Genomic DNA, 23,222 nt, shown 5'->3' on the forward strand with positions numbered 1-23,222 from the left:
TGGACCGTGGACGCGTCATACAGGTCACTGGAGTACTCGACGGCACCGGTGATCCCCAGCGGCTCACCCTGACCACCACGCCGCTCCGCCAAGCTGAAGAACAGATCGAACTTCGCCGTACCCGTCCTGCCCAGCTCGACGCCCGCTTGCAGTCCGGGGAGTTCGAACTCGCTCTCGGGGGCGTTCTGGAGGGCGAGCATGACCTGGAAGAGGGGGTGGTGGGCCAGGGTACGGGTGGGGTTGAGGTGCTCCACGAGGTACTCGAAGGGGACGTCCTGATGGGCGTAGGCGGCCAGGGAGGTCTCGCGGACACGGCTGATGAGCTCGGTGAAGGTGGGGTTGCCCGCGGTCTCGGTGCGCAGGACGAGGGTGTTGACGAAGAAGCCCACGAGGTGGTCGAGGTTCTGGTCGGTGCGGCCCGCGATGGGACTGCCGAGGGGAATGTCCTCCCCTGCCCCGAGGCGGGTGAGGAGAGCGGCGAGTCCTGCCTGGAGGACCATGAAGAGGCTGGCGCCGTTCGACCGTGAGAGGTCGGCGAGGCGTTGGTGGAGTCCGGGGTCGATGTCGACGGTGAGGTAGTCGCCCCGGTAGGTCATGACGGCCGGGCGCGGGCGGTCCGTGGGCAGGGTGAGCTGGTCGGGCAGATCGGCGAGGGCACGCGTCCAGTAGCTGATCTGAGTGGCGAAGAGGCTGTCGGGGTCGTTCTGGTCTCCGAGGAGTTCGTTCTGCCACAAGGTGTAGTCGGCGTACTGCACCGGAAGCTCGGGCCATTCCGGCGCCCGGCCCTGCGTACGTGCCGCGTACGCCTGCGTCAGCTCCCGTGACAGCGGACCCATCGACCAGCCGTCACCGGCGATGTGGTGTACCACGACCAGAAGCGCGTGCTCCCGTGCCGACAGTGTGAACAGCTCGGCCCGCAGCGGAGGTTCGGCCGTGAGGTCGAAGGCGTACCGGGCTCCCGCCTCCAGCGCGGCGGGGAGTTCGGTGACGGTCGTCGGGGTGAGGTTCAGGCGCGGCACGGCCTCCTCAGGGGCCAGCACCTGCTGGCAGGGCACGCCCTCGGTCTCCGGGAACACCGTCCGCAGACTCTCGTGACGGGCCACCACGTCACCGAGGGCGGCTCGCAGCGCGCCGTGGTCCAGCTCGCCGGTCAGCCGTATGACGAGCGGGATGTTGTAGGTGGCGCTCGGCCCCTCCATCCGGGTCAGGAACCAGAGCCGCCGCTGGGCCGAGGAGAGGGGGACGACCGGCGGTCGGCGGCGCCGCGTGAGCGCGAGGCGCCCGGGTCCGGCGGTGTCGAGGCGGGTGGCCACCGCGGCCGGGGTCGGGCCCTCGAACAGCAGGCGCAGTTCGAGCTCGACCCCGAAGGCGGCCCGGATCAGCGCGATCAGACGCGTGGCCAGCAAGGAGTGGCCGCCCAGCTCGAAGAAGTGGTCGTCGACCCCGACCCGCGGCAGCCCGAGGACCTGCGCGAACAGATCGCACACGATCTGTTCCTGCGGCGTACGCGCCTCCCGCCCCGCGGCCGACACCGAGAAGTCCGGCTCCGGGAGCGCCGCACGGTCCAGCTTGCCGTTGGCCGTCAGCGGCATGCGGTCCAGCAGGACGACGGCGGCCGGAACCATGTACTCGGGCAACCTGTCCCGCGCGAACACCCGCAGGTCCTCGGCCCCGGGTACGTCCCTCGCGACCACGTAGGCGACGAGGCGGTCGTCACCGGACTGTTCCTGGCGGACCACCACCACCGTCGCCTCGGCGACGCCCGGGTGGTCGGTCAGCACGGCCTCGATCTCGCCCGGCTCGATACGGAACCCGCGGATCTTGACCTGGTGGTCGGCACGGCCGACGAACTCCAGCTCCCCGTCCGGGTTCCGGCGCACCAGGTCACCGGTACGGTACATCCGCGCGCCGGGCTCGGGAGCGTAGGGGTCGGCCACGAAACGCTCGGAGGTCAGACCCGGTCGGCCCAGATAGCCGCGAGCCACGCCGCCCCCCGAGACGTACAACTCCCCCACCACGCCGGGCGGCACCAGCTGGAGTCCGCCGTCGAGCACATAGGCACGCAGATCCGGGATGCTTGTACCGATCACGCCGTTCGCGTCGGCGGTGGCCCGGTCACGGTCCAGCGGCTGGTACGTCACATGCACCGTGGTCTCGGTGATGCCGTACATGTTGACCAGGAGCGGCGCGTCATCGGGATGCCGCTCGTACCAGTCGGCCAGGCGGGACGGTTGCAGCGCCTCGCCGCCGAACACCACAGTCCGCAGGCCGAGCCTGTGAGGCGGCCGGGAGGCCTCTGCCCGGGCGTCCGCGTCGGCCTGCGCCAGCTGGTAGAAGGCCGAAGGGGTTTGGTTGAGGACGGTGACGCCTTCTTCGGCCAGCAGGTCCAGGAAGGCACGCGGTGTCCGGCTGACCTCGTAGGGCACCACGACCAGCCGTCCGCCGTGCAGCAGCGCTCCCCACAGCTCCCAGACGGAGAAGTCGAAGGCGTAGCTGTGGAAGAGCGTCCAGACGTCGTCCGGGCCGAAGTCGAACCACTTGCGGGTGTTCACGAACAGCCGCACCACGTTCCGGTGGGTGTTGAGGACGCCTTTGGGTTGTCCGGTGGAGCCCGAGGTGTAGATGACGTAGGCGGGGTGATCGGGTGCGAGGGCGGGGGCGGGGTTGCGCGTGACGTCGGTGGTGGCGTCCTGGGCGTCCTGGGCGTCCAGGAGGATGACCGAAGTGCCTTGCACCGCCGGAATGTTGGCCTGTGCCGCCGTGGTCGTGAGGAGAAGGCCCGGGCGGGCGTCGGTGACCATGTGGGCCAGACGGGCCGGCGGGTATTCGGGGTCCAGGGGAAGATAGGCCGCGCCCGCTTTCAGTGTCGCCAGGATCGCCACGACCAGGTCGGCGGAGCGGGGCAGGGCCAGCGCGACGACCTGTTCGGGACCCATGCCCCGGGCCACCAGCCGGTGGGCCAGCCGGTTCGCCCGCTCATTCAGGTCCCGGTACGTCAAGGCCAGATCGCCGCAGGTCACAGCCGCCGCGTCGGGAGTCCTGCGGACCTGCGCCTCGAACAGCCCCGTCAGCGTCGCCTCCGTCTTCGGAGGGACATCGTCGGGTACGGCCAGGACGGCGGCCCGTTCCTCCTCGGTGAGCAGGTCGATCCGGCCGATCGGCAGGGAAGGCTCCGCCGCCGTGACGGCGCGCAGGAGGGCGAGCAGGCGCTCCTGATGCGCGGCCAGTTCGTGATCCGCGAGGATTTCGGGGTGGGCGTTGAGGTCGAGGGTCAGTCCGGTGCCGTCGCGTCGGTCCCACACCGCGAGCGTGAAGTCGCCCACCAGGCCCGAGGAGAGGTTGTGCGCGGTGGTCGGCAGACCGGCGAAGGTCACCGCGTAGTCGAAGGACATGATGTTGATCACCGGCGCGTACCAGGTCCCCGCGTGGCCGGGCAGATCGAGGTCGCGCTGGAGGTCCTCGGCGCGGTAGCACTGGTGGCTGCCCAGTTCGCGTACCCGCTCGCCCACCTGGTCGAGGAGTTCGCGCAGCGTCATGCCGGGCCGGAGCGAGAGTCTGAGCGGCAGGATATTGGCGGCCGTGCCGGGCGTGCGGCGCTGGACCTGGCTCAGGCGTGCCGTCACCGGCAGGCCGAGCACCACGGTCGGCGCGCCGGTCATCCGATGCAGATAGACGGCTGTGGCGGCGATGACCAGGTACGACCAGGGGACCCGTGCCCGGCGGGCCGCCTCGCGCAGCTCCGTCAGCCCGTCGGGGTCCAGGCCCGCGGTGTGCCGAAGGTAGCGGTCGGGGGTGGTGGACGGGCGGTCGACGATCCCTGTCGGCTCGGGGCGGTCGGCGAACCGTTCCGTCCAGTACACCCGGTCTTCGGTGAACCGTTCCGATCCGCGGTACGCCTGTTCGGCGGCGAGCATCTCGGGCAGGGAGCCGAACGGGCTCGGTGCCACCGGGCGGCCCTCGACGAGCGCGGTGTAGACGTCCGCGACCCGGCGGGTGATGAGCAGCGATCCGAAGGCGTCCATCACGGCGTGGTGGTAGCCCTGATACCAGTAGAAGCGGTCGGCGTCCAGGCGCAGGAGCGCGTACTCGAACAGCCGGTCCTCGGCCAGGTCCATCGGCCGGGCGACCGCGGCGTCCAGCCAGTGGCGGGCGGCCCGTTCGGGGTCCGGCTCCGCACGGAGATCGACCAGAGAGGGTGACCAGTCGCCGAGCTCGCGGACGACCTGACGGACCTCGCCGCGTTCCTCGACGAAACCGACATGCAGGGCCTCCGCCTCAGCGACGACCAGCAGCAGCGCCTGCTCGAACAGGGCCGGGTCCACCTGCCCATGGATCTCCAGAAATTCACCCACCCGGAAAACTCGATTCGCTTCCCCGAGCCGCTGCTCGGCGATCCATATCTCGCGTTGCGCAGCCGCGAGGGGCAGCTTGGTGCCGACGCTGACGGACAAGTCTCCACCTCCGAAAATTCCCCGCACGGACGGCCGGAGAGACAGGAATGAAAAGCTCGTAACGGCCCGGAGAACTCTTCGTAAATCCGACCGGGTAACAGGAGAACGGCGTCCGCCGGACCATCTGGGCGACAGGTTTCGCCGTGCGCATGGGAATCGGGCACAACGGCCCGGGAAACAATCAATGGGCAACCTAACCCGGGATCCTCGAAGGGTCAAGGAATCCATTCGGGATATGCCACGCACATGTCCCGCCGGCGGGACAGGAGATCGACCGGCGAGCGGTGGGAGCGCGCACGGCCACGACAGTCGGCGGCGCCCGGCCACCGGCCGAAGCGGACCAAAGCCCCTGGACTCTTTAGCCGGACTCTTTATACGGGCGGGCCCTCACTGATCATGGAGTGCTTGCCCGACGTTTCACGGTGGTGCTAGTTTCACCCTCGCTAAATGCCGGATCGAACGTTTCGCTGACCTCCTTTTACAAAAGGAAGCGTGCATGGCAAACACATGGTGGGGAAGCCATCTGCTGAGCTCGGGCGCGGATGACGAGCTGTGGGCCGTCTCCAGCGCCCCGGTAACTCGGGGGCAGTTACGCACGTCGGTCACTGATCTCGGTGAACGCTTTCGGGAGCAGGGCATTACCGAAGGCAGCTCGGTTCTTCTGCGGATGAAACCGAGTTTCACCTATCTGCACGTGCTGTTGGCCCTGTGGAGCCGTGGCGCACAGGTGGTTCTGGTCGACTTCCGGCTGAAGCCGGCCGAATACGAGCCGCTGAGCGACCTGGTGCGTCCGCAGTACCTCGTCGCCGCGACCGGGGCCGGCGGTCCGGTGGCCGGATTCCGGCAGGAGTCAGGCTTCTCCGTCCAACGACTGCCGAACGGCCGGCCGGCCGTCGACGGCGTCCGCCTGGTGCAGTTCAGCTCGGGCTCGACGGGCCGGCCCAAGGTGATCGGCCGACCGGCCGACTCCGTACTGGCCGAGATCGACCGGCACAGTGCAGTGCCCGGAATCCCCGGCAAGGGGGAGCGGGTGATGCTGCTGAACTCGGTCATGCACAACATGGGCCTGGTCAGCGGTGTGCTGCATGCTCTAGCGGCCGGGGCGACCCTGATCGTCCCACCGACGCTCCGCCCGGCCGAAGTGGTACGCATGATGGCGCGAACCGAGACGTCCGCCGTCTACGGAACCCCCGTTCACTACGACCTGCTGTCCCGGGTCGATAGCCGGCCGGAGCTTCCCGCGCTGCGGCTCGCGGTGTCCGGCGGTGAACGGGTGCCGCAGGAAACCCATGACCGGTTCCGCACACACTTCGGCCTGCCGATCAGTCCGGTCTACGGTGTGACCGAGTTCGGGCTGATCGCGGGCGACCTGTCCGGTGCGTCCGTGCCTCCTCAGCTGGGGCCCCCGGTACCGGGGGCCGAGGTGAAGGTGGTCGACGAGGAACTCTTCGTCCGGATGAAGCGGTCGCCGTATCTGTACGGCGGGCACACCGACCGTTTCGCGGACGGTTGGCTGCGGACCTACGACCGGGTACGCCAGGACCCGGCGACCGGGGTTCTCACCATGCTCGGCCGGGCCGACTCCCTGGCCGTCGTGGGCGGGCTCAAGGTCGACCTCGCGGAGGTGGAGACCGTCCTGCTGGATCACCCTCGGGTGACCGAGACGGTGGTGACCCATGGGGAGGTCATCGAGGCGTTCGTGGGGACCGACCAGGAACTCGCCTCGGACGAACTCGTCGCCTGGTGCCGTGAGCGGCTGAGCCCGGCAAAGAATCCCAAGCGGTTCTTCGTCGCGAAGCGGCTGCCGAGGAACTCCATGGGAAAGCTGGTCCGCGACCGTGCGCTGATGCACGAGCACGTCGAGTCGGAATTGCCATCACAGACACAGGGGGACCGGTGATCTCGAAAAACGACATCAGAACGATTCTGTCCGAGAGCGCGGGACTTGGACCGCCCGAGGAACTACCGGACGATGCCGAGCTGGCCATCGACTCGTTCACGCTGGTCGTCCTCCAGCACGGACTGGAGGATCGGCACGGTGTCGTCATCGACCCGCAGTTCGAGGACATGGCGCTGTTCACGTCCATCAACGGCATCCACAAGTACGTGATGACGCTTCTGGAAGAGAAATGACGAACCCGTCCCCCCGCCTCGACCGTTTACGCAGGGAGCAATGATGAGCAACCCCTTCGAGAGCCCCGACGGCACCTTCCACGTTCTCGTCAACGACGAGGGCCAGCACTCGCTGTGGCCTGCGTTCGCCGAGGTGCCCGCGGGCTGGACGGTCGTGCTCGCCGAGACCGACCGCCCGACCTGCCTCGCCTACGTCGAGGAGCACTGGACCGACATGCGCCCGCTGAGCCTCGTACGCCGATAGGAGAACGTGATGGACGACGCCGCATTCTCACAACTGCTGCTGGGCGAAGAGGATCTGGAGGAGTCGTTCTACGGCGAGGAGCCGAGCGCCGCTTACGATCCCGTCTTCGTCTCCGGCGACGCCTCGGGGCGGACCATCGTCGACCTGACGAACATGCTCACGCATGGCACGCACCCCGAGACGACACATCACGCCTCCGCACTGTTCACGAACATCGTGGGCTCGGTGGTCTTCCATCACGTCGCGCAGTTCGGCGACGGGGCCTGCCGACAGGTGTACCAGGAACTCCTCGACGCGGTCCGCGACTGCTCGCACTACCGGATGGGGCTGAACGACGGCGTGCAGCTCGACATCACGAAGGTGGCTGTGGAGCCGATCGAGCTGGGGGACGGCGGCTTCCTGGTGCGCTGGCTGTCCACCGTCGACCACTTCCGTATCGAGACCGCGTGGGTGATCGTGCCGACGGACGGCATCCTCAGCTTCATCAACACCCGCATTCCGGAGGCGTCCGAGATCCATCGGCTCGCCCGTATCGCCATCGATCGCGTCGTCGACCTGACGGGTACGTCATGACGCCCAAGGCATCCGTCGTCGACTTCGAGTCCGCGCTGGAGTCGGTCGACTCGTGGCTGACGGAGTACATATCGGCGAGCCATCCGGAGATCGGCCGCACGGGACCGATCTGTCCGTTCGTGTCACCTTCCCGCAGGAACCGGACGTTGGAGGTTCGTCTACGGCTGGTCGGGCACGCGCCGAGCCTCGAACTGGTCGAGGAGATCGCACGCAGCAGTCTGCGAGAGTACGAGCTGACGACCTGGCAGGGCCGCAATCCCATGCTCCAGGCCATGGTGATCGTCCTCCCCGACCTCCGTAGCGAGGACACCGGACTGCTCGACCTGGCCCAGGCGCACGTGAAGGACGACTTCGTGGCGCAGGGACTCATGATCGGCCAGTTCCACGAGAACTGCGATGTGACGGCGGCGCGCAACCCCCGCTTCGTGGTGAGCCGGGCACCGGTGCCGGTCCTCGCGATCCGCGCCATCGCCCTCCACGACGTCTTCTTCCTGTCCGAACGGCCGCACTGGTTCCAGAAGTACCGGGAGAAGTTCGGCAAGTTCTACGGACCGGATTCCACCCTGATGGATCCGCTTCTGGTGGAGCGCTACCGGGAGAGCGAGCAGGCTTACGGCAAGGCGTCATAACGATCTTCTGCTACCGACCGGAAAACGACCTGCCCATGTCGATGCCGATGTCGAAGCGAACGCCGGACGAAGTGGTGGCGCGTTCGGCGCTCGTCACACGAGGGCGCGGATCGCCTCGATGGTCCGGTCGACGCTGAGGGTCCCGTCCGCGCAGTCGCGCAGCAGGGCCGTCACCCGTTCGTCCTGGTATTCCCGCAGAGGCGCGGGTGGGTCCTCGGGCGCTGCGGCTCGGGCGATGTCGTCGCGGGTCAGGAGGTAGTCCGCCAGGGCGGCGCAGGAACGGTGCTGGAAGATGACGTCCGGCTTGATCGGAACGCCGAGGACCGTCCCGACCCGGCGGGCCAGGCGCACGTAGATGATGGAGTTCAGGCCGAGCTGCCGGAACGACGCGTCCTCGTCGAATCCCAGCGCCTCGTCGCCGATCTCCGGCCGGAGGACCTCGCGCTTGATGCGCTCGACCAGGTCTCGGCGTGGGTCGGACGCGGGCTCTTGCACGGTGGTGATCCGGTCGATGAGCGAGGTGAGCACTTTCGATTCGCCCAGTTCCGTGAAAACCGACACGCCGGCGTCCCTCAGATACCGGATGCAGTCGGTCCATCGGACGGGGTTGGCGATCTGCTCGGCGAGCAATTCGCGGACTTCCTGCGCATCGGGACCGAACGGCCGGCCGGTCACGTTGGAGATGACCGGTGTCCGCAGTTCGCCCAGGTCGACCGAGGCCAGCAGGTCGCGGAAGCGCGCGGCGGCCGGGGCCATCGCCGGCGAGTGGAAAGGTCCGCTGACTCGGACCGGGACGAAGCCTCGCACACCCTCCACCTCCTCGAAGGCCGACTTGATCCGCGCCAGTTCCTCGTGGCTGCCGGAGAGCACGAACTGCTCGGGCGCGTTGTAGTTGGCGATGACGACGCCGGTGGCATCGTGCTGCTTCAGGGTCTGCTCGACGATCTGTTCGCAGACACCGACGACTGCGGCCATCGCACCGCCGCTGACCTGGCTCATCAGTTCCGCACGGCGTTGCACCAGCGTCAGGCCGGTTTCGAAGTCGAAGGCACCGGCCGCGAACAGTGCGCTGTACTCGCCGAGGCTGTGGCCCGCGAAGAAGTCCGCGGGTGGCAGGTCCTCCTGCGCCGCTGACCAGTGCAGCGCGTTGACGACGTAGATCGCGGGCTGCGCGTACGCGGTCTCGGACAGCCGTCGTTCCGGGTTTTCCAGACAGAGCTCTTCGATCGAGTATCCGAGCACCCGGTCGGCGCGGCAGCGGAGGTCGGGGAACCTTCCGAACAGGCTTCGTCCCATCCCCTTCTTCTGGATGCCCTGTCCCGGGAACACGTGAGCGCGCATCAGATCCGCCCGCCCCCGAGGTGGAATCCGGTCGGCTGCGTCGGCCACGCGGGAAGCTCGATGATCCGGACCACGGCGCACGTCCAGGTGAAGCCGGCGCCGACGCCGAGCAGCATGCAGAGGTCGCCGACGTCTACGGCACGCTCCTGCACGAGGTGGTCGAGTCCGGCGATCTGGTCGCCCGCGCCGAGGTGGCCGACCGTGCGGCCCCAGGACCAGGTCGTGAGATCGAGGTCGATATCGAGTGCGGCGAGGACCTCGCGCTGCAGCACGATGCGTCCGAAGTGCGGAACGACGAACCGGGCGACATCACCCAGACGTACGTCCGCGTCGTGCAGGGCTCGACTGACGCAGTCGCTGAGGCCTGCCCGGAACCGGCGGGTGAACTCGTCGAGCTCCACGTCGCCCAGGTACTGCAGTTTGCGCAGACGCAGGTCGATGGGGAGCGTGGGGTCGTGGTGAGGCGTAAAGGGCGCGTCCCCGCGATGCAGGCGCTCAAGGGTGGGATCCGACACCGTGGAGGTGCTCAGCACCTGTGCGAACCCGGACCTCTTGCTGAGCACCATCGCCGACGCGCCGTCGCCGGGGACGATGCCGATGTCGCTGTTCCAGCGGTCGATCGCCGGCGGACCGACCTTGTCGGCGGTGGTCACCAGCGCCGCCACGTCGTCGGTGGCCTGAAGGGAGCGCGCCGCGATGTCCAACGCGGTCATGCAGCCGTTGGAAGCGTTCTTGACCTCGAAGGCGAGCGCCGAATGGTCCCCGAGTACTTCGCGGTGGATGTAGGAAGCCGTCGGGTAGAGCTCAAGGCCTTGGAAGTACACGCAGGCGTGCAACAGCAGCGCGATGTCCTCGGCCCGGTGACCCGACCTTTCCAGGGCGTCCCTGGCAGCGGCCACCGCCATCTCGGGCGGAGCTTCGTCCGTGGCCTCGCAGACCGACTGGAGCTGCGTGTCCTCGGCGTCCTGTGCGTCGAACCGGCCGTCGGCGACCGCCTGTTCGACCTTGGTCGCCGGGGGCAGGTAGGTTGCGGTACCCGCGATGAACAGGGCCTCTGTCTTCACTTCTCGTTCCCTCTCAGGGTGGTGGCGTCGCGGAGCAGGAGCCCGGCGATGGCCTCGGCGGTCGGATAGTCGAACACCAGTGTGGCGGGCAGTGTGGTGTTCAGCCGCTTGGCGAGGCGCTTGCGCAACTGGACCATGGTGAGCGAGTCGATCCCGAGGGAACGCAGTGCTCTGTCGGCCGGCACGCTGTCGGGTCCGGGCAGGCCGAGCACGTCGGCGACTTCGCCGCGGACGAGGTCCAGCAGCAGAGCCGGACGTTCGGCTTCGGAGGCGTCCGCCATCCGCGTATCGAGCGACTCCGCGGTCCCGGAAACTCCGGCTCGGCGCCCTTCAGTTGTGCGCCGCAGCATGTCGCGCAGCAAGGGAGGCGCTTCCGCGTCGCCGAGCGCGTGTCGCAACGATGCCAGTTCCAGGCGCACGGGCATCAGCTGGGACTCGGGCCGCGCGAGTGCGATATCCAGGGCGTTCAGCCCCTCGGCCAAGGTCAGGGCGCCGATCCCCTGACGCCGCAGGCGTCCCAGCTCGGCCTTGCCGAGGTGGGCGGTCATGCCCACTCCGGCCTGCTCCCAGAGCCCGAAAGCGAGGCTGAGTCCCGCCAGACCCCGCTTGCGCCGGTTGGCCGCCAGTGCGTCCAGCGTCGCGTTCGCCGCGGCGTACCCGCCCTGTCCTGCGGTGCCCAGCGTTCCGGCCGCCGAGGAGAAGAGTACGAACGCCGCCAGGTCCAGCCGCTCGGTCAACTCGTCCAGCAGGCGCGCGCCCTGGACCTTGGGTGCCATCACCCGGTGCAGCCGCTCCGCGGTGAAGCCGTCCACCAGTCCGTCGTCGAGCACGCCGGCGAGGTGGAACACGGCCGTGAGGGGATGGCTCGGGTGGATCCCTTCCAGTACCGCGGCCACCGCGGTCCGGTCCGCGACGTCACCCGCGACCAGGTCCACTCGCTCGGCGCCCGCGGCTTCGAGCTCCCGCACGAACGAGCCGGCTTCGGGGACGTTGCCACCGCGCCGCGACAGCAGCACGAGCCGCCGCGCTCCGTGCGCGCGGACCAGGTGTGCGGCGAGCGCACTGCCGAGCTCGCCGAGACCGCCGGTGATCAGCACCGTGCCGTCCGGGTCGAGGGCGCGCGGCAAGGCCAGCACGGTCCTGTGCACGGCGTTCTGCCGCGCGTGGCGCAGGGCATACGGCGCGTCGCGTACGTCGAAGGCAGTGAACGCCCCCTTGCCCTGCCCCGAATCGGGGGCGGACGGATCAGCGGCCGCCTGTGCGAAGGTGAGGTTCGCGGGCATCGGCCTGAGGGCGGCACCGTCCACGCGGATCCGATGGCCGAGCGCGCCTGCCGCACTGCCCATGACCCGGTCACCCGCGTGTACGGAGGTGACGCCGCTGCCGACCTCCATGGCGATCCCCGCGAACTCCAGGACCTTTGCGTGCCCCGGGCTCATCCCGGCGGCGCGCACCTCGACGCGGACTTCCCACGGCGCGACCGGCTCCGGCGGCCCCTCGTCGTGCGTGGCGGCGATGACGTCCAGCTGATCGTCCTCCCGCTGATTCAGGTGCCAGCCGCCTTCGTCCGGCAGGACGAGCGCGTCGACCTCCTCGACCGTCGGCCTTGCCCGTGGCACGTGGGCGCTCTCGCCGCGCAGCACGCACTCCGGCTCGCCGCCGGTCCCGATCACGCGGGCCAGGAGCCGGAAGTCCGGGGCACCGGGATCGAGGTCGATCAGGCGCAGGACGCGCTCAGGTTGTTCCGTGCGGGCCGTGCGCACCATGCCCCACACTGCGGCATGGGCCCAGTTTCCTACCTGATCGTCCGGGCTCGATGACACTGCGTCACGGGTGATCCAGACGAGCTCCGCGCCCTGGAGCCGGGCATCGCCGAGGCACACCTGAAGCGTCCGCAGGGCTTCGGCGGCGCTCCGTTCCGGATCGTGCCACTGAGCGGACGCGCAGTCGGGCAGCGTGAACAGCAGTCGCCGAGGCGTGTCCGCGCGGTCATCGAGCCGCTTCACGAGGGCGTCCAGGTCGGGTACGGCGTCGGCGCCGAGCCCCGCGCCCACCTCTGCGTCGCCGACCACGAGGGTGCCCGCAGGGTCGGGGATCTCGGCCACGGGGTGTAGGCGTTCGAAGCCGACGCGGTAGAGGTGCTCTGCGAACGGGTGCCCGCGACGCCTGCCGCGCTGGAACTTCAGTCTGCCGATCCGGGCCACCAGGTGGCCTGCCGGGTCGGCCAGCCATACGGTGGCCGGCGCGAGGTCCTCGTCTCCGCCGGATTCGAACGACACGCGCACGGTCAGCTCTCTGCCCGCGGCACGGAACAGCTCGACGTCCGACCAGATGAACGGGACGAGCGGCCCAGGAGCCGCACCCGCCTCCATCAGACCGGCGACGACGACCTGCAGTGCCGCGTCGAACAGCGACGGATGCAGGCCGTGGTCGGCCGGATCCAGCGCGTCCGGGAGGGATACCCGCGCGTAGTAGACGCCGTCGCGGCAGGCGAGTTCGCGCAGTCCTCGGAAGGCCGGGCCGTAGTCGAGCCCGTTCGCGAGGGCGCGTCCGTAGAAGGCTTCGATGTCGAGCGCCCGGGCATCGGGCACCGGCCAGTGGTCGAGGTCCGGCGGCATCGTGGAGCCGCCGCACTCGCGGGTCACGCACTCTCCGGTCACGTGCTGCTGCCAGATCAGCGGGGCATCCGTGTCCTCGGGTTGGCTGTGGAACGCGAAGGGGCGTCGTCCGTGCGCGTCCGGATCGCCGACGGTGGCCTGGATCCGCAGCGCGCGGCCGGGAAGCAGGACGACCGGCTCCAGCAGCGTCAGGTCTGCCACGGCGTCGGCACCCGCGGCCCGGGCGGCGGACAGCGCGGCGTCGGCCAAGCCCGCACCCGGCACGTAGACCTGCCCGCCGACGACGTGATCGGCCAGCCACGGGCCATCGTCGAGCGACAGCCGGCCGGTGAACAGGTGACCGCCGCTGCCGGCGAGAGTCGTGATCGCGTCGAACCACGGGTGGCCGTCCGCAGACTGACTCGCCGTCACCGCACCGGGCCCGGCCGGAAGCTCGCCGAGCCAGAAGCGTTGACGTTGGAACGCGTACGTCGGAACGTCGACCTTGCCGGCGCCACGGGACCCGAGGACTCGCTCCCAGTCCAGAGGGAAGCCCTGCTCGAACAACGTGGCGGCCGCTCTCCAGAGCTGGTCCACGCCGCCCGAGGCACCTTCGGAGGGTGGGCCGACCTCGACGAACGCTCCGAAGCCCTCGCCGCGCAGCCGCTCCAGCGCGCGGTCGAGCCCCGTGGGCTCCGGCTCCGGCAGGTCGCGGAACCAGTAGTCGCCGCCGAGTTCCGTGCCCGGCACGACCTCGCCCGTCAGGCGCGAACGGAAGGGGATGGAAGTACGGGCGGGGACAATCCCTGAAATCGCACCGCCGACCGCGTCCCCCGAGCGCGCGCGAGCCCGAAGGGCGATGACGCGGGCGCCGTCCTCCAAGCTCAACGCCCCGCTCACCACGGCGGCGGCGACCTCGCCCTGTGCGTCGCCCACCGCCGCCGCCGGCTCCACACCCCAGCTGCGCCACAGCGCCGCACGTCCGAGATGTGTCGCGAACAGCGTGCACGGCACCACATCCGGACTGTTCCGGACCTCCTCACCGCGCAACACCTTCAGCACGGACCAGCCGGTCAACGGCGAGAGGACCGCGTCGCACTCCGCCACGGTGTCACGGAAGACCGCGCTCTGCTCCAGCAGTTGACTGTTCATCGCTGGCGGCTGCGCGTCCTGGCCACCGAATACGAAGGCGATCTCCCCGGGCGCCGTGCCGGAGCCGGGCTCGACCGCCCGCAGGGCTTCGGCGGCGTCCATGGCGTTGCCCGCGAAGACCACGGCGCGCGCGTCGAAGTGCGTCCGGCCGACGGCGGAGGTGTAGGCGATGTCTCGCATCGACGCGGCGGGCCGCGCGTCGAGCCACTCGGCCCAGTGCCGGGCCTGCGCACGCAGGGCGGCCACGTCGGTGCCTGAGATCACCAACGGGCGGACGAGATCGTCGCCAGGCCGGTCCTCGGCCACGGTCTCCGGTGCTTCTTCGATGATGACGTGCGTGTTCGTCCCACTGATACCGAATGAGCTGATGCCGGCGCGACGCACCCGCCGTGTCCGCGGCCACCGCCTCGGCTGCCGCAGGAGCTCCAGTTCGCCGCCGGTCCAGTCGATCCGGGTGTTCGGCCTTTCCGCGTGGAGCGTGCGCGGCAGCCACTCGTGCTGAAGCGCCATCACCATCTTGATGACGCCGATGACGCCGGAGGCCGCCTGAGCGTGGCCGATGTTGGACTTGGCCGATCCCAGGTGCAAGGGTCGCACCCGGCCCGAGAACACCGCGGCGAGGGCTCCGGCCTCGATGGGATCGCCGAGCACGGTGCCCGTGGCGTGCGCTTCGACGGCGTCGATGTCTGCCGGGGCCAGTCCCCCGTCGGCCAAGGCACTGCGCAGCACGCGCTGCTGCGCGAGTCCGTTCGGCGCGGTGAGCCCCTGGCTGCGGCCGTCCTGGTTCATGGCGGTGCCCCGCACGAGGGCCAGCACACGGTCACCGTCGCGCCTCGCGTCCGAAAGCCGCTTGAGCACCAGGACGCCGCAGCCTTCCGCCCAGCTCGTCCCGTCGGCGTCCTCGGCGAAGCTCTTGCAGCGGCCGTCGGCCGCGAGCCCATTGAGGCGGCTGAACTCGACGAAGATCTGCGGGGTGCTCATCACGGTCACTCCGCCGGCGAACGCCAGGTCGCATTCGCCGCTGCGCAGCGCCTCGCACGCCAGGCGCAAGGCCACGAGCGACGAGCTGCACGCGGTGTCGATGGTGAGCGCAGGACCGGACAGGCCCAGGGTGTAGGCCACACGGCCGGAGATCAGGCTCGACCCGTTGCCGGTGATCTTGTAGCCGTCGCTGCTCCCGACGTCCCAGCGCCGGGCGACGTCGTAGTCCGAACTCATCGCGCCGAGGTAGACGCCTGTGTTGCTGCCTTCGAGGGACGCGGTGCGCAGATTGGCGCGCTCAAGTGCCTCCCATACGACTTCCAGAACGAGCCGCTGCTGCGGGTCCAGGGACAGCGCCTCACGCGGGCTGAGCCCGAAGAACGCCGCGTCGAAGTCCTCGACGTCGCGTACGAAGCCGCCCTTGCGCTCGAAGCGCCTGCCGGTGGCGGCGCGCTCCGCCTCCTCGATCGTGCCGAGATCCCACCCGTCCCAGCGCTGTGGGAACGGGGAGGAGGCTTCGCGGCCGTCGACGAGCAGTTCCCAGAACGCTTCGGGCGTATCGATTGCGTCCGGAAGCCGGCAGGCCATGGACACGATCACGACGGGGTCGTCATCGTCGGGCCGCGTGGGCACCGCGGCGACGGCGGGCGGGACTTCCGGGGCCTCGTCCCGCGCACCGGCGTGCGTCAGCAGCAGTGCCGCGATTGCTTGCGGTGTGGGGTAATCGAAGGCGAGCACTGTGGGCAGCGAGACCCGTGTGCGTGCGCTGAGCCGGTTTCGCAGCTCGACCACCATGAGGGAGTCGAACCCCTGTTCGCGCAGCGTCATGTCGGGGCGCACGCCTTCGGCGGGCCGGCCGAGCAGGGCCGCGGCCTCCTCCGTGACGAGTGCGACCATTGATCCCAGACGCTCGGGTTCGGGCAGTGCCATCACATCCTCGCGCCACGAAGCACTGCTGACGACCGGGATCGCGTCGTCGTGTTCGTCCAGCCAGTAGCTGCGGCGCTGATACGCGTACGTCGGAAGGTCCGCCCTGCGTGTGTCCGAGGTCGTGAACACACGCTCCCATGGGATCGGGACCCCTTGGACGTGCAGCTCTGCCAGCGCCCGCAGCGCCTGTTCGATCCCGCCGTGATCGCGGCGCAAGCTCCCCACCACGACGGCCGCCCCGTCGGCTTCGGTTCCCTGTGCCAGGGCTATCTGGAGCACCGGATGCGGACTCACCTCGACGAAGATCCCGAACCCGTCCGCTCGCAGGCGCTCCAGCGCGCGATCGAAGCGCACCGGCTCGCGCAGGTTGCGGCACCAGTAGTCCGCGTCGAGCTCCGGACCGGCTGCCCGCTCCCCCGTCACGCTCGAATAGAAGGCGATCCCCGCATCCGCGGTGGCAAGGCCCGTGAGCTGCTCGCGCAGCGCGGGCAGCAGCGAATCCATGTGCGGGCTGTGCGATGCGTAGTCCACGTCCACGCGCTGGCAGTACGCGCCGGTGGCCTCCATCCGCGCGAGGAAGCGGTCCACCGCCTCGGCGTCTCCGGCCACGACGGTCGATCGCGCGGTGTTCACCACCGCGACGGACAGCGCCTCGCCGAAGACCGCCAGCTCCTCGATGACTTCACCCACCGGGCGCTCCACGAGCCCCATCGCCCCGTCCGGCGCATGATCGTGCACGGCCCGGGCGCGCAACGCCACGATGCGAGCGCCGTCCGCCAGGCTCAACGCCCCGCTGACGACCGCCGCGGCCACCTCACCCTGACTGTGGCCGACGACCGCCGCGGGCTCGACGCCCCAGGCGCGCCACATCGCGGCGAGACCGACATACATCGCGAACAGCGCCGGCTGCACCACGTCCGTCCGCGTGAAGGGCGGCGCGAGTCCGTCCTGCCCGCGCACGACTGCGGCGACCGAGAACCCGGTGTGCGGGGCGAGGGCCTCGTCGCAGGCCGTCACGGCCTCGCGGAACGCCTCGCTCTGCTCCCACAGCGACCGGCCCATCCCCCACCACTGGGCGCCCTGGCCGGGGAAGACGAACGCGACGCGGCCGCGACCGGCAGCCGCGCCCGTCACTACCGCGTCGTGGCTCTCCTCCGCGGCGAGCGCCCGCAGACCGGCCACCGCCTGGTCCGTCGTGCCGGCGATCACCACGCCGCGCGTGGGGTGTTGCGTGCGGGTCGTCGCCAGCGAGTAGGCGACGTCGGACAGCCTCGTCCCGGGCGACTGCCCGAGGTGGCTCGCCAGCCGCGCGGCGTTACGCGCGAGCGAGTGCGGGCTCGTGCCGGACACCGCCAGGCAGACCGGACCGCCCGCATCCGGTGAGGCCTGTACCGGCGTGCCCTCGGGCGCCTCGCCGAGGGCGATGTGCGCGTTGGTGCCGCCGTATCCGAAGCTGCTCACCCCCGCGAACCGCGGCCCGGTCGGCCACGCAGCCGCCTCGGTGACCACTTCCAGACGTTCGGCGGAGAAGTCGATGCGCGGATTCGGTGTGCGGAAGTGCAGGCTCGGCGGAATGACGCCGTGGTGGACCGCCAGCGCGGCCTTGACGAGCCCGAGCACGCCGGCCGCCGGCTCAAGATGGCCGAAGTTCGTCTTCGCCGAGCCGACGCGCAGCGGCGTGGGCCGGTCGGGCCCGAACACGGTGCCGAGCGCGCCCGCCTCCGTCACGTCGCCCAGGGGCGTGCCCGTGCCGTGCGCCTCGACGTACGACACCGCACACGGCGCGACCCCGGCGTTCTCCCACGCCGACCGCAGCACCTCCGTCTGCGCCTCGCGGCTGGGGGCGGTCAGTCCGTCTGTCGCGCCGTCGTTGTTGACGGCGCTGCCGTGCACCAGCGCATAGACGCGGTCGCCGTCGGCGAGCGCGTCGGACAGTCGGCGCAGCACGACCACCGCGCAGCCCTCGCCCCGGGCGTAGCCGTCGCCGTCGGCGTCGAAGGCCCGGCACAGGCCGTCGGGGCTCTGTGTGCCGAGTTTCGTCATGGCCACCGAGGTGTTCGGATGCAGCATCAGGTTGACGCCACCGGCGAGGGCGAAGTCCGACTCGCCGGAGCGCAGGCTCTGCACGGCGAGGTGCACCGCGACCAGGGAGGAGCTGGACGCGGTCGCCACGCCCATCGCGGGGCCGCGCAGCCCCAGCGCGTAGGCGATGCGGGACGGGATCACCGAGTTGTCCCAGCCGATGGCCGAGTGGGCGTGGATCGCCTCGGTGGCGCCCTGTGTGAACAGCGGGTACTCCTGCCACATCGTGCCCATGAAGACGCCGGTGCGCGTGCCCGCGAGGCTCGCGGTGGAGCGCCGCGCGTCCTCGACGGCGGCGCACGCCACCTCCAGGGCGATCCGCTGCTGCGGGTCCATCTGCCGTGCCTCGGCCGGTGGGATGCCGAAGTACTCCGCGTCGAATCCCGTGACGTCGTCGAGGAATCCACCCCGGCGGTTCGCCGCCCAGCCGGACGCCTCCGCGTCGGCCCATGCGGTGGCGTTCCACCGGTTGGCAGGCACCTGACGCACCGCGTCGACACCCTTGAGCAGAGCCTGCCAGAGTGCGGTCGGATCCTCGATCAGTGACGGCAGTCGGCAACCGATGCCGACGATCGCCACCGGCTCGTGGCGGTCGTACGTCCGGGCGGCGGTCTGGTCAGCCACGGAAAGCCCCGATCTCGTCGGACGCGTAGAGCGCCAGGCATGTCTCCTCGATCGCGGCGAGCGGCCCCGCGTCGTTCAGGATCGTCATGTGGTTCGCGGCGTCGATCTCCACCAGGCGAAGGCCCGGCATCTCGCGCCCCCAGTCCTGCTGGTAGTTCACGTGGTCGAGGGAGAAGGTCTCGCCGGCGACCTGGAAGTAGGGTGCGACCTCGCCCAGGAAGAGCCCGCGCCGGTTACGGAAGTAGGTGCACACCACGGCTTCCGGCCGCGGCAGAGGCCTGATGGTGTGCTCGCCGAGCCGGTAGGCGAGCTGGATCGCCATGTTGCGCCTGACGAACCGCGCGATCTGGGCAGGTCTCATGGCGAGCCCGCGCTCGGCCGCCAACTCCGCGAGCCGCAGTACGAACGCGTCCTCGTCCAGGTCCTCCGCGACCTCGTCCCGGTGGACGAGACGGGCACGCAGGACCGCCGGGTCCTTCTCCCCCGTCGGCCAGAGCAAGGAATTGACGACCTGCAGAGCCGCGCTCCGCGCCGACTGGAACCCGTTCGCGTTCGACTTCGCCAGGCCGGTCTCGTCCGGCGAGTCCACCATCGTCAGCGAGGCCACGTCCTGGCCCTGCGCCTGCAGCCGCCGGGTCACCTCATAGGCCACGATGCCGCCGAGGCAGAATCCGCCGATGTCGTAGGGGCCCTCGGGCTGCACCGAGCGGATGGCCTCGGTGTAGTACTCGGCCATGGCCGTGACGCCCTCGATCGGCGCGTCCTCGGTCAGCAGGCCACGGGCCTGGATGCCGTAGAAGGGGCGGTCGATCCGCTCGGCGATCGTGCGGTAGGACTCGACGCCGGCGAGGGCGCCGTGAATCCAGAAGACCGGCCTGCCCTCGGTCGCGCCGTTGAGGCGCACCAGCTCCGGTGCCTGCCCGCGCGTGGAGCGGGCCGCCGCCTCGGACAGCCTCGCGACCACGTCGTTCAACGTGTCGTGCGGCTGCCACCATTCAGGCTGGAAACCCGGAAACACATTGCTTATCCGGCCCAGCATCGCGACCAGGAGCAGGGAGTTGAGACCGTAGTCGGCGAGCGACCTCGTGCCGTCGATCTCGTGGCGCGACAGGCCCAGCACCGAGGCGACGAGGTCGGCGACGAAGGCTTCGCCGTCCGGAGGGCCGACGCCCGTGTGAGAGCCCTGATCCGACCGCGGCGCCTGCTCGGCGAAACACGTCAGACGCGCGAAGGGGTACCCGGGCAGTGCGATCCGCCTGCGTCGAGCGCCGCGATGCATCAGGTCCCAGTCGATGGACGTGCCCGCGGCCCAGTGTCCTGCTACGTGGTCGAGCTGCGTCGGTTCACCGTCGTGCTCGGCGCCGGCGGCGGGGTCGACGCCATCGGCGAACGCCACGTGGGCGAGCGTGTCCGGGTCGCCGTCCAGCCAACCGCCCAGGACGCGAGCGGCCTCGTCAGTGCTCCGCGCCACGAACGCCAGCCGGCAGCTCATCGCTTCCCGGCCGACCTGCAACGTGTACGCGATGTCCGCCCAGGAGCGCGGATCGGCTTCGGCCAGCCGACGAATCAGCCGGCGCGCCCGCTCGCGCAGAGCGTCGGCGCTCCGCGCCGAGAGCACAAGGACCTGCGCACCCGGGTCGTCGTCCAGGTTCGCGGAGGCCGTGTGCTGTTCCAGCACCACATGCGCGTTCACACCGCCGATCCCGAAGCTGTGCATGCTCGCGCGGCGCGGTAGCGGCCGACCGGCGTCGTCGGTGCGCTCGGGCCATGGCAGGTTCCGCGCGGCGATGCGCAGCCGCGTCCCCTTGAGGGAGAGGTCGCTGTGCAGCCGCCCGAAGCCCGGGAGCGCCGGGATCACGCCGTGCCGCATCGCCTGCGCGGTCTTCACCAGCGCGGCCAGGCCGGAGACCACCTCCGTGTGCCCGATGCAGGGCTTCACGTTGCCCAGATACGTCACGTCTTCGCTGTCGTCCTCGCTGCGGAGTCCGGCGCCGAGCGCCGCCAGCTCCGCGCTGTCCGCCAGCATCGAGCTCATGCCGTGGGTCTCGATGTAGTCCACGGCGCCCGGATCGATCGCGGCGTCGGCGTAGGCGTGCGCGACGGCTGTCTTCATGCCCCTGATGTTCGGTGCCGTCAAGGACACACCCCTGCCGCCGTGGGCCACGCCGGTGCCGCGCACGACGCAGTGGACGAAGTCCCCGTCCTCCATGGCCCGGCTCAGTGGTTTGATCAGTACGGCGGCGACGCCCTCGCCGCGCGCCGTACCGTCGGCGCCCTGCTGAAACGGCCGGACGTCGCCGCGCGGGCTGAGCATCCCCGCGGCCTGCATCCCGCCGAAGCCCGCGGGCGACATCACCAGGTTCACCCCGCCGACGAGCGCCTGCTCGCACTCGCCGTCGCGGATGGACCGGATCGCCCGGTGCAGAGCCACGAACGAGGACGAGCACGTCGTGTCGCACTGCTCGCTGGGGCCGTTGAGGTCGAGCAGGTACGAGATCCGGTTGGGCACCATCGCGGGCGACGGCAGGCTCATCAGGTCCATGGCCGCGGGCCGGTACTCGCTCTGCGTCGTGGCGACGAACACGCCCGTGGGCCGGCTCCGCAGTTCGGCCGGCCGGTAGCCCGCGTCCTCGACGGCGTTCCACGACGTCATCAACAGCAGGCGCAGCTCCGGCGTCACCTGGCGCGCCTCGGTCATCGACATGCGGAAGAAGAGAGGATCGAATTCATGCACCCCGTCGAGGAATCCGCCCCGCAGTGCGGCTGCCTCGTCGCCGTGGTGCGCCCAGTCCGCACGCTTCTCCGGCGGTGCGGTGATGCACCGTCTGCCTTGCTCGACGATCCGCCAGAACTCGTCGATGTCGTCGGCCCCGGGGAAGCGTGCGGACATGCCGACGATCGCCATGCCGTCGAGCGCGGACTCGTCGCTCTCAGGCCGAGGTCGAGGCTGCACGGGGTCGGGCGCCCGGTCCGGCGATGCGGGCTCCGGCAAAAGCACGTCCCGCAGGTCCTCGGCGTATTCGGAGACGATGAACTCGCCCAGCCCGGCCAGGGTGTTGTGCTCGAACAGCACGGTGATGTCGAGGTCGATGCCGAGCGTCCCGCCGAGGGTTCGGGCCACGTTCACCGCGAAGATCGAATCGAGCCCGTAGTCCGAGAAGGGCTCGCCCCGCCCGATCCTCGTCCGCGGGATGTCCAGCGCCTCTGCCAGCACATCCAGCGCGACTGCCTCGATGTGGGCGCGCAGCCGGTCTCCGGGCTCGCTCCCGGCGCTGTGATCGGCCACGGCCCGCGCCGGACTCTCGCGCACCGGCGCCACGTGCGGCGCGGACGGGCGCGGTACGGCGGTCGCCTGCCGTATGACGCCGTCGCTCTCGGCCACGATGATCTGCTGTCCCAGATCCTCGGCGTCCTGCGCGGGCAGAGCGATCGCGCGGAACCCCTCCTGCGTCAGGACGTGCCGCCAGTTGGCCGTGGAGAGCAGCGGGCTGCCCTGGATACGCAGGTGCGGGTCCTCGTAGCGCCACCATCCGTCGAGGAGGCCGAACGAGAACTGGCTGAGCAGGTTGTTCGCGGTCAGCTCGTTCAGGACCAGCAGTCCGCCGGGCTGGAGAAGCGCCTTGGCGTTGCGCAGGGTGTGGCGGATGTCCCGGGTGGCATGCAGGACGTTGGCGGCGACCACGACGTCGTACCCGCCGAGGGTGAGGCCCTGATCCGCCACCGGGCGCTCGATGTCCAGGATTTCGCAGGTCAGCCAAGGGGCTTGCGCACCGAACGAGCGCTCCGCATGGTTCAGGAAGACCCTTGATATGTCGGTGTAGCAGTACTCGCGCACGTCCAGCTGCGCGGACCGCAGCGCCTCCAGGACGACGGCGCTCGTGGCACCCGTGCCGGCGCCGATCTCCAGAATCCGCGCGGCATCCGCCGTCAGGGCCCGTGCCCGCCGTCGCAGCCGCGCCACCAGGTCGGCGGCCAGCACCTGGTTGAAGAACGCTGACGCCGGGTTGGTCGCGTAGGCGTTCTGCACCAGCTCCAGCGATCCCCCGGGGAAGATGACCTCGGTGGCCGGTCGCCGTCCGCTGAGAATGTCGGGGAAGGCGCGCAAGGTGGTCTCTACCAGTAGGTGGGTGGCCGCGAGGTCGGGATTCTCCTGCCACGCGGGCTTTCCCGTCTCCCACTCGCGCCACAGCTGCTCGATCGGCCGAAACCGCATGGCATCGTCGAGCAGGATCCTGCCGTCCCGCCGATCGATGTAGCCGGCCCCCTCGAAGATGCGCAGGCTCTCCTCGAACCAGGCGCCGTACCCCGGCGCGAGGCCAGCCGCCTCCCGTGCGGCCTCCGGTGTCTGCCCGGATTCACGGAACGCGCCGAGCGTGCGCAGATGGGACCAGAGAAAGTCGAGCAGCAGCTGTTTCATGGTC

10 protein-coding genes are annotated in these 23,222 nt (G+C 70.1%); 5 read left to right on the forward strand and 5 right to left on the reverse strand.

Annotation, left to right across the window (positions count from 1 at the left end; all coding sequences use genetic code 11):
- The coding region (locus tag CIB93_RS02910) for an amino acid adenylation domain-containing protein (RefSeq protein WP_257001983.1) at positions 1-4,451 on the reverse strand (4,451 nt) is incomplete at its 3' end.
- Between the two features lie 496 nt (positions 4,452-4,947).
- On the opposite strand from CIB93_RS02910, the gene CIB93_RS02915 reads away from it, so the two are divergent.
- Genes CIB93_RS02915 through CIB93_RS02935 form a run of 5 tightly spaced genes read left to right on the forward strand, consistent with a single transcriptional unit; the run spans position 4,948 to position 8,030 of the window.
- The gene (locus CIB93_RS02915; RefSeq protein ID WP_096623729.1) at positions 4,948-6,351 is read left to right on the forward strand and encodes a class I adenylate-forming enzyme family protein; all 1,404 of its coding nucleotides are present in this window, start codon (positions 4,948-4,950) and stop codon (positions 6,349-6,351) included.
- Positions 6,348-6,584 carry a hypothetical protein gene (locus CIB93_RS02920; protein ID WP_096623731.1) on the forward strand — a complete coding sequence of 79 codons (237 nt, stop codon included), beginning with the start codon at positions 6,348-6,350 and terminating at the stop codon, positions 6,582-6,584. The genes CIB93_RS02915 and CIB93_RS02920 overlap by 4 nt, the downstream gene beginning before the upstream one ends.
- A 43-nt stretch (positions 6,585-6,627) precedes the next feature.
- Complete coding sequence (locus CIB93_RS02925; RefSeq protein ID WP_306454798.1) at positions 6,628-6,828, forward strand: MbtH family protein; 201 nt, start codon at positions 6,628-6,630, stop codon at positions 6,826-6,828.
- A 9-nt stretch (positions 6,829-6,837) separates the two neighbouring features.
- Complete coding sequence (locus CIB93_RS02930; RefSeq protein WP_096623735.1) at positions 6,838-7,401, forward strand: hypothetical protein; 564 nt, start codon at positions 6,838-6,840, stop codon at positions 7,399-7,401.
- Positions 7,398-8,030, forward strand: coding sequence for a DUF6875 domain-containing protein (locus tag CIB93_RS02935; RefSeq protein ID WP_096623737.1), 633 nt, complete (start codon positions 7,398-7,400; stop codon positions 8,028-8,030). The genes CIB93_RS02930 and CIB93_RS02935 overlap by 4 nt, the downstream gene beginning before the upstream one ends.
- Before the next feature lie 93 nt (positions 8,031-8,123).
- Here CIB93_RS02935 and fabD read toward each other — a convergent pair whose 3' ends face one another.
- Genes fabD through CIB93_RS02955 form a run of 4 tightly spaced genes read right to left on the reverse strand, consistent with a single transcriptional unit; the run spans position 8,124 to position 23,218 of the window.
- Positions 8,124-9,371 (reverse strand): ACP S-malonyltransferase, encoded by a 1,248-nt coding sequence (fabD, locus tag CIB93_RS02940; protein ID WP_096623739.1) that lies wholly within the window; start codon positions 9,369-9,371, stop codon positions 8,124-8,126.
- A complete protein-coding gene (locus CIB93_RS02945; RefSeq protein ID WP_096623741.1) occupies positions 9,371-10,435 on the reverse strand; it encodes a ketoacyl-ACP synthase III family protein in 1,065 nt (354 codons plus the stop codon). The genes fabD and CIB93_RS02945 overlap by 1 nt, the downstream gene beginning before the upstream one ends.
- On the reverse strand, positions 10,432-18,801 hold the full coding sequence (locus tag CIB93_RS02950) for a type I polyketide synthase (RefSeq protein ID WP_096623743.1): 8,370 nt from the start codon (positions 18,799-18,801) through the stop codon (positions 10,432-10,434). Before CIB93_RS02950 ends, CIB93_RS02945 begins: the two co-directional genes overlap by 4 nt.
- Positions 18,794-23,218, reverse strand: a complete 4,425-nt coding sequence (locus tag CIB93_RS02955; RefSeq protein WP_096623745.1) for a beta-ketoacyl synthase N-terminal-like domain-containing protein — start codon at positions 23,216-23,218, stop codon at positions 18,794-18,796. Before CIB93_RS02955 ends, CIB93_RS02950 begins: the two co-directional genes overlap by 8 nt.
- Positions 23,219-23,222: the final 4 nt, after the last annotated feature.

It is taken from the genome of Streptomyces sp. WZ.A104, from assembly GCF_002382885.1.
In the GTDB taxonomy this organism is placed as follows: domain Bacteria; phylum Actinomycetota; class Actinomycetes; order Streptomycetales; family Streptomycetaceae; genus Streptomyces.

What these genes read in the sequence shown, in the direction of transcription:
- CIB93_RS02955 (WP_096623745.1), bottom strand. Translation starts at nt 23,218, where the DNA reads ATGAAACAGCTGCTGCTCGACTTTCTCTGGTCCCATCTGCGCACGCTC.
- CIB93_RS02935 (WP_096623737.1), top strand. Translation starts at nt 7,398, where the DNA reads ATGACGCCCAAGGCATCCGTCGTCGACTTCGAGTCCGCGCTGGAGTCG.
- fabD (WP_096623739.1), bottom strand. Translation starts at nt 9,371, where the DNA reads ATGCGCGCTCACGTGTTCCCGGGACAGGGCATCCAGAAGAAGGGGATG.
- CIB93_RS02930 (WP_096623735.1), top strand. Translation starts at nt 6,838, where the DNA reads ATGGACGACGCCGCATTCTCACAACTGCTGCTGGGCGAAGAGGATCTG.
- CIB93_RS02925 (WP_306454798.1), top strand. Translation starts at nt 6,628, where the DNA reads ATGAGCAACCCCTTCGAGAGCCCCGACGGCACCTTCCACGTTCTCGTC.
- CIB93_RS02915 (WP_096623729.1), top strand. Translation starts at nt 4,948, where the DNA reads ATGGCAAACACATGGTGGGGAAGCCATCTGCTGAGCTCGGGCGCGGAT.